Genomic DNA, 6,200 nt, shown 5'->3' on the forward strand with positions numbered 1-6,200 from the left:
ACTCGCACCGCACCAAGGTCCAGCGCCTGCCGATCGAACGGGTCTCCCAGGCTTCGGCCAGCCAACGCTCGGGCCGGTGCGGCCGCGTGTCCGACGGCATTGCCATCCGGCTTTACTCGGAGGAGGACTTCGAGTCGAGGCCGCCGTTCACCGATCCGGAGATCCTGCGCACCAACCTCGCCGCCGTCATCCTGCAGATGACCGCAATGGGCGTGGCGCGCAATCCGAAGGACATCGAAAACTTCCCCTTCGTGGAACCGCCGGATTCCCGAGCCATCAACGACGGCGTCAACCTCCTGCGCGAACTCGGCGCCCTCAGCCCCGCGCGCCCGCAAGGGCAGACCGACGACGCCGAGGGCCGCCACGGCCGCCGGCCTGGTTCCGGCCGGAGCGGCAGCGGCCTGACCGCCGTCGGACAGCAACTCGCCCAGCTCCCGGTGGATCCGCGGCTTGGACGGATGATCGTCGAATCCGGCAAACGCGGCTGTGTCCGCGAGGTGATGATCCTGGCGGCGGCGCTCACCATCCAGGACCCGCGCGAGCGCCCGACCGACAAGCAGCAGCTCGCCGCGGAGAAGCACGCGCGGTTCCGGGACGAGAACTCGGATTTCACCGGGTTCCTGAACCTCTGGAACTATCTGCAGGAGAAGCAGCAGGAGCTCTCCTCCACCGCCTTCCGTCGGCTCTGCCGCAACGAGTTCATCAACTACCTGCGCGTCCGSGAATGGCAGGATCTCTTCGCCCAGCTGCGCCAGCTGGCCCGGCCGCTGGGCATCAGCCTGGACAACAAGCGCCTGACGGACCCGGTGGGCAACCACGAGGGCATCCACATCAGTTTGCTCTCCGGGCTGTTGAGCCACATCGGCATCCTCGACGAACGCAAGCGCGAGTACGCCGGCGCCCGCGGCAGCCGTTTTGCGATCTTCCCCGGCTCCGCCCTGTTCAAGAAATCCCCTACCTTCGTGATGGCCGCCGAACTGGTCGAAACCAGCCGGCTCTGGGCCCGCGTCGCCGCGAAGTTCGATCCCCTTTGGGCCGAGCAGGTGGCGCCGGACCTGATAAAGCGCAGCTACAGCGAACCGCACTGGTCCAAGAAGATGGGCTCGGTGATGGCGCATGAGAAAGTCACCCTCTATGGCGTGCCCATCATCCCCAGCCGGCGGGTCAACTACGGCCGGGTGGATCCGGAGCTCTGCCGTGAGCTGTTCATCCGGCACGCGCTGGTGGAGGGCGACTGGCAGACCCATCACAAGTTCTTCCACCGCAACCGCGCCCTGCTCCAGGAGGTCGAGGAGCTTGAGGCACGGATGCGGCGCCGCGACATCCTGGTGGATGACGAGACCCTGTTCGAGTTCTACGACGCCCGGATCGGCAAGGAAGTGGTTTCCGAGCGCCACTTCGACAAATGGTGGAAGGAAGCCCGCCAGCAGGACCCCACGCTGCTGGACTTCGACCAGTCGCTGCTGATCAGCGAGGACGCCGCTGCACTGGATGATTCGGCATACCCGAAGACGTTGCTGCACAAGGGGTTTGAGCTGCCGCTGAGCTACGAGTTCCATCCCGTCGCGCCCGGGTCGCCGCCGAATCCCTCCGACGGCGTCACCGCCGAGGTCCCGGTGCTGTTCCTGAATCAGCTGGACGACGCCGCCTTCCGTTGGCTGATCCCTGGCCAGCGGGTCGAGCTGGTCACGGCGCTGATCAAGTCGTTGCCCAAGCAGGTCCGGAAGAACTTCGTCCCCGCGCCCGACGTCGCGCGCCAGGCCGTCGCGGCGCTGGAGGCCGATTTCGACCCCGCCGCGGACGAACTGGAGCCCTCCCTGGAACTGGTTCTGCGCCGGATCCGCGGCCAGGTCATCCCGCCGGGCTCCTGGAACTGGGAGGCTGTCCCGCCGCACCTGCGGGTGAGTTTCCGCGTGGTCGATTCCCGCGGCAAGGTGCTGGACGAAGGCAAGGACCTCTCGGCCCTCCAGGAGAAGCTGGCACCGGCCACCCGCCGCGCCATCGCCGAATCCCTCGGCGCCACCCCGTCCACGGTGGGTCCGGCGGCGCCGAAAGCCGGCGGCAAGGCGAACGCTGGCGGCACATCTAACGGTAAGACCGGCGCGGCGCCGGCCGCTGCCGGGCCGGCCGCGGCTTCACCGGCGGGCTTCACCGAGGTGTCCGGACTGAAGGACTGGACGTTCGGCACGGTGCAGCGCCAGGTCCAGGGCACCGTAAAAGGACACACCGTCACGGGTTATCCCGGACTGGTGGACGACGGAGCCTCCGTGTCGTTGCGGCTCTTCCAGACCGCTTCCGAGCAGGAACAGGCCATGCGCGGCGGGGTCATCCGGCTGCTGGCACTGAAGGTGCCCCCGCCGGACCGCTATGTCCTGGAGCACCTGAACAACACCGAGAAACTGACCTTCAGCCAGAACCCGCACGGCTCCGTCTCGGCCCTGATCGCGGACTGTGCCCTGGCCGCGATCGACAAGCTCACCCCGGCAGCGCTCCCGTGGGACGAGGCGTCGTTCAGGGCGTTGTACGAGCAGGTCCGCGCCGAACTGATCGACACGGTCTTCACGGTGACTGCCGTCGTCGAGCGCATCCTGGCGAGCACCCGGCGGATTGAGAAGCAGCTCAAGGGCACCACCAGCCTGGCACTCATCAGTGCGCTCAACGACGTCCGAAGTCAGCTCCGGCAGCTGGTCTTCCCCGGTTTTGTGGCACGCACGGGTTACGCCCAGCTCAGTCAGCTCCCCCGCTATCTCGCGGCCATCGAGAAACGTTTGGAAAAACTTCCCGGCAACGTCCAGCGCGACGCGCAACACATGGCTGTCATCCAGGCCCTTGAGGACGATTACGACGACGCGGTGTCCGCGCTGCTGCCTGGCCGGCGCGCTGGCACGGAGTTAACCCACGTCCGCTGGATGATCGAGGAGTTGAGGGTGAGCCTCTTCGCCGTCGAGCTCGGAACCGCCTATTCGGTGTCCGAAAAGCGGATCCGGGCCGTGCTGAACAAGGCGCTGGCGCCGGTCTAGCCTTCCCCGACGCTAGGCCTCGGGTACGTGCGCCGCGTGGCCGGCGTCCCGCAACCCCTCGCGCAGCTTGTCCGCATTCGCGTCCAACCGGGCCGGGTCCGGGTGCTGGTCCGCCGAACCGAAATCAAAGTCCGCCATCGAATTGGAGGGCCACACGTGCACGTGCAGGTGGTTGATTTCGTAGCCAGCCACAATCAGGCCGGCGCGGGCGGCGGCAAACACCTGCACCTGGACGGCGCCGATCTTGCGGGCCACCTCCATCACCCGGCCCAGTACCTCCGGCGGGGCATCCGTCCAGCGGTCCACTTCCTCGGTGGGGACCACGAGCGTGTGCCCGTCGGCCAGCGGCCCCGTCGTCAGGAAGGCAACGACGTCGTCCTCCCGCCAGACGAAGCGGCCCGGGATCTCGCCGTTGATGATCTTGGTAAACAGGGTGCTCATACATCCGCCTTTTCTGCCGGTGACCCCAGGGTGCTGGCGTCCAGGACAAAACGGTACTTCACGTCGCCGGCCACCATGCGGTCGAAGGCCTCGTTCAGCTGGTCCGCGCGGACCACCTCGACGTCGGACACCACGCCGTGCTCGGCGCAAAAGTCGAGCATCTCCTGGGTCTCGGCGATGCCGCCGATCAGCGAACCGGCATATGCGAGCCGGCGCCGGATCAGCGAACCGGGATTGACCGGCGGCATCGCTTCCGACGCCAGGCCGAGCTGGAACAGCGCGCCGTCCACGCGCAGGGTGCGGAAGTACGGATTGAGGTCGTGCGACGCGGCAACGGTGTCGATGATGACGTCGATGKTGCGGTCTGCATCTTCCATCGCGGACGGGTCCGTGGAGAGGACGACGCGGTCCGCGCCCAACTCGCGGGCCGCCGCGAACTTCCGCTCCGACGTCGTGAAGACGGTGACCTGCGCACCCTTGGCCTTGGCGATCTTGACGGCCATATGGCCGAGGCCGCCGAGGCCCACGACGCCGACCACGTCGCCTTCCTCGACCTCGAAGTGGTTCAGCGGCGAGTAGGTGGTGATGCCGGCGCACAGCAGGGGTGCCGCGGCAGCCGCGTCCATGCCCTCGGGGACGCGGAGGACGTAGTTGCGGTCCACGACGATCGAGGTGGAGTAGCCACCCTGGGTGATGGCGTCGTCGTTGCGTGGATCCTTGGCGCCGTAAGTGCCGGTTGCGCCGTTTTCGCAATACTGCTCGAGGCCGTCAAGGCAGCTGTCGCATTCGCGGCAGGAATCGACCAGGCAGCCGACGCCGACGCGGTCGCCGACAGCGAAGTCGTCAACCGCCGAGCCGACCCGGGCGACGCGACCGACAATTTCGTGTCCGGGGACGAGGGGGTAGTTCTGTGCGCCCCATTCGCCGCGGGTCGCGTGCACGTCCGAGTGGCAGAGGCCGCAGAACTCGATGGCGATCTCGACGTCGTCCTGCTTAGGCGAGCGCCGGGCCACTGTGAGCGGGACGAGGGTGCCGTCACTGGATATGGCGCCGTAGGCGGCCGCGAGCGTGGGGGCGGCTGTTGCGGAGTTGCCGACGTCGTTTGAGTTGCTCACGTCGGGAAGCGGCTTGGCGAGGGGCGGCGGTACAGGACGTCCTGGAGTCATGGTCCGACGCTACCCCCGGGACCGTGCCGCGTGCCACTTGTGGGGAGGGCCTCGGGAATTGGCCGGCAGCCGCCGTCCTATCCTTGGAGCGTGACTGTTTATCAGGCTTTGCTCGCGTTCGCGGTCGTCGCGGGACTGCTGACCCTGGTCCCCGGCCTCGACACGGCCTTGGTGTTGCGTTCATCCATCTCGAGATCCAGGGGCTTCGCCTTTGCCACAGCCCTGGGCATCAACACCGGTGCCATGGTGTGGGGCGTTGCCGCCGCGGTGGGGGTCTCAGCATTGCTGGCGGCCTCCGAAGTCGCCTACCGGCTGCTCACTCTCGCCGGCGCGGCCTACATGGTCTGGTTGGGCCTCGCCCTGCTGTGGAAGAGTTGGCGGCCCGGAGCGCCACCCACGCACCCGGAAGCCGGGGCGCGCGGGGCGGTGGCTCAGGTGGGCCTCCCGGCCGGACATCAGGTGTTCAGGGGTTGGCTGACCGGAGCTGGAACCAACCTGCTCAACCCCAAAGTCGGCGTCTTTTACATCGCGACGATTCCGCAGTTCATCCCCGCCGGAACCTCTCCCCTGCTGATGGGGATGTTGCTGGCCGGCGTGCACTGCATTCTGGCCATGATCTGGTTCAGCGCTTTGATCTTTGCGACCGGCTTCCTTTCCAGATGGCTGAAGGGGGCGCGCACCGTCCGGATAATCGACAGCATCACGGGCACCGTTCTGGTCGCCTTTGGCCTGAAACTCGCGCTGGAGCCGGTCCGCTAGGCCCCGCGGCTGTCGGGGCGCGGGAGCACGCCTGCGGGAAATGGCCGGCGGGAGCACGCCGGGGTCGGCAAGCCATTTTTGTCAGAGCCCTCGACGAGACTTGATGCATGGACGGCAAGCAGCGGCAAAAAAACGTGGCTTCATCAGCGGCTTCCTCAGCAGTGGGGCGCGGCCACGAGGAACTCCGGAACGTGCTCGCGTTGTGCGACCGCACGCTCCTGGACGTTCGTACGGCGCAGGATCCTGGCGGGATCGCCGGACTGCACCGTCGGCTTAACGAGTTCGGCTCTGCGCTGGCTACCGTGCGGACGCGGCTTGAGGTAGCCGTTGTCCTCGGCAACGTTCCAGGCGTGGTGTCGGGCCCCCAAGGGGGCCCGGTGCCTCCCGAAGCGTTGGAACGACTCCGCCGGGCGATTAATGTCATAGCCCGCAGGGACACTTGAACTATGGACGGCAGTCAATGGCCCTGAGACGGCCACAGCGAACACGGCACTGGCTCGCGCTGTGACGTCCGCCGAGCTCGCCCGAATCCTGGCCGGCGTTTCTGGCGTCATGGCGGGGGCTGAAGAAGCCCAGATGCATCCCGAAGCCTTGGGACAAATCTGCAGGGCCGTTAATGTCATAGCCCGCAGGGACACTTGAGGTATGGAGGTCATTGAGCCGCAGGACATGGATTCGGCCAACACGGCACCGGCACGCGCCGTGACGGTCGCGGAGCTCGCCCGGGTCCTGGCCGGCCTCCCCGCCCCGGCCAGCGCCGCCGCGCTCATCGACGAAACACGCCAACTCGAGGACCTGAAGTCCGCCCTCGCCG

General features: G+C 67.3%; 5 protein-coding genes. 2 read left to right on the forward strand and 3 right to left on the reverse strand.

The features are described from left to right. The coding region (gene hrpA, locus AB4Y86_RS09505; RefSeq protein ID WP_441401996.1) for an ATP-dependent RNA helicase HrpA at window positions 1-3,020 on the forward strand (3,020 nt) is incomplete at its 5' end. Between the two features lie 12 nt (window positions 3,021-3,032). Here the strand turns inward: hrpA and AB4Y86_RS09510 are convergent. Both AB4Y86_RS09510 and AB4Y86_RS09515 read right to left on the reverse strand, forming a co-directional pair. Then, complete coding sequence (locus AB4Y86_RS09510) at window positions 3,033-3,461, reverse strand: HIT family protein (protein WP_441401997.1); 429 nt, start codon at window positions 3,459-3,461, stop codon at window positions 3,033-3,035. Continuing rightward, window positions 3,458-4,627, reverse strand: coding sequence for an NAD(P)-dependent alcohol dehydrogenase (locus AB4Y86_RS09515; RefSeq protein ID WP_441401998.1), 1,170 nt, complete (start codon window positions 4,625-4,627; stop codon window positions 3,458-3,460). The genes AB4Y86_RS09510 and AB4Y86_RS09515 overlap by 4 nt, the downstream gene beginning before the upstream one ends. Before the next feature lie 90 nt (window positions 4,628-4,717). Here AB4Y86_RS09515 and AB4Y86_RS09520 point away from each other — a divergent pair, with 90 nt between their 5' ends. Next, complete coding sequence (locus tag AB4Y86_RS09520) at window positions 4,718-5,386, forward strand: LysE family translocator (protein ID WP_441401999.1); 669 nt, start codon at window positions 4,718-4,720, stop codon at window positions 5,384-5,386. Between the two features lie 155 nt (window positions 5,387-5,541). Here the strand turns inward: AB4Y86_RS09520 and AB4Y86_RS09525 are convergent, their stop codons facing one another. Beyond that, window positions 5,542-5,754 carry a hypothetical protein gene (locus AB4Y86_RS09525; RefSeq protein WP_441402000.1) on the reverse strand — a complete coding sequence of 71 codons (213 nt, stop codon included), beginning with the start codon at window positions 5,752-5,754 and terminating at the stop codon, window positions 5,542-5,544. Window positions 5,755-6,200 lie beyond the last annotated feature (446 nt).

The sequence above is a fragment of the Arthrobacter sp. 2YAF22_2 genome (assembly GCF_052114645.1).
Lineage (GTDB): Bacteria > Actinomycetota > Actinomycetes > Actinomycetales > Micrococcaceae > Arthrobacter.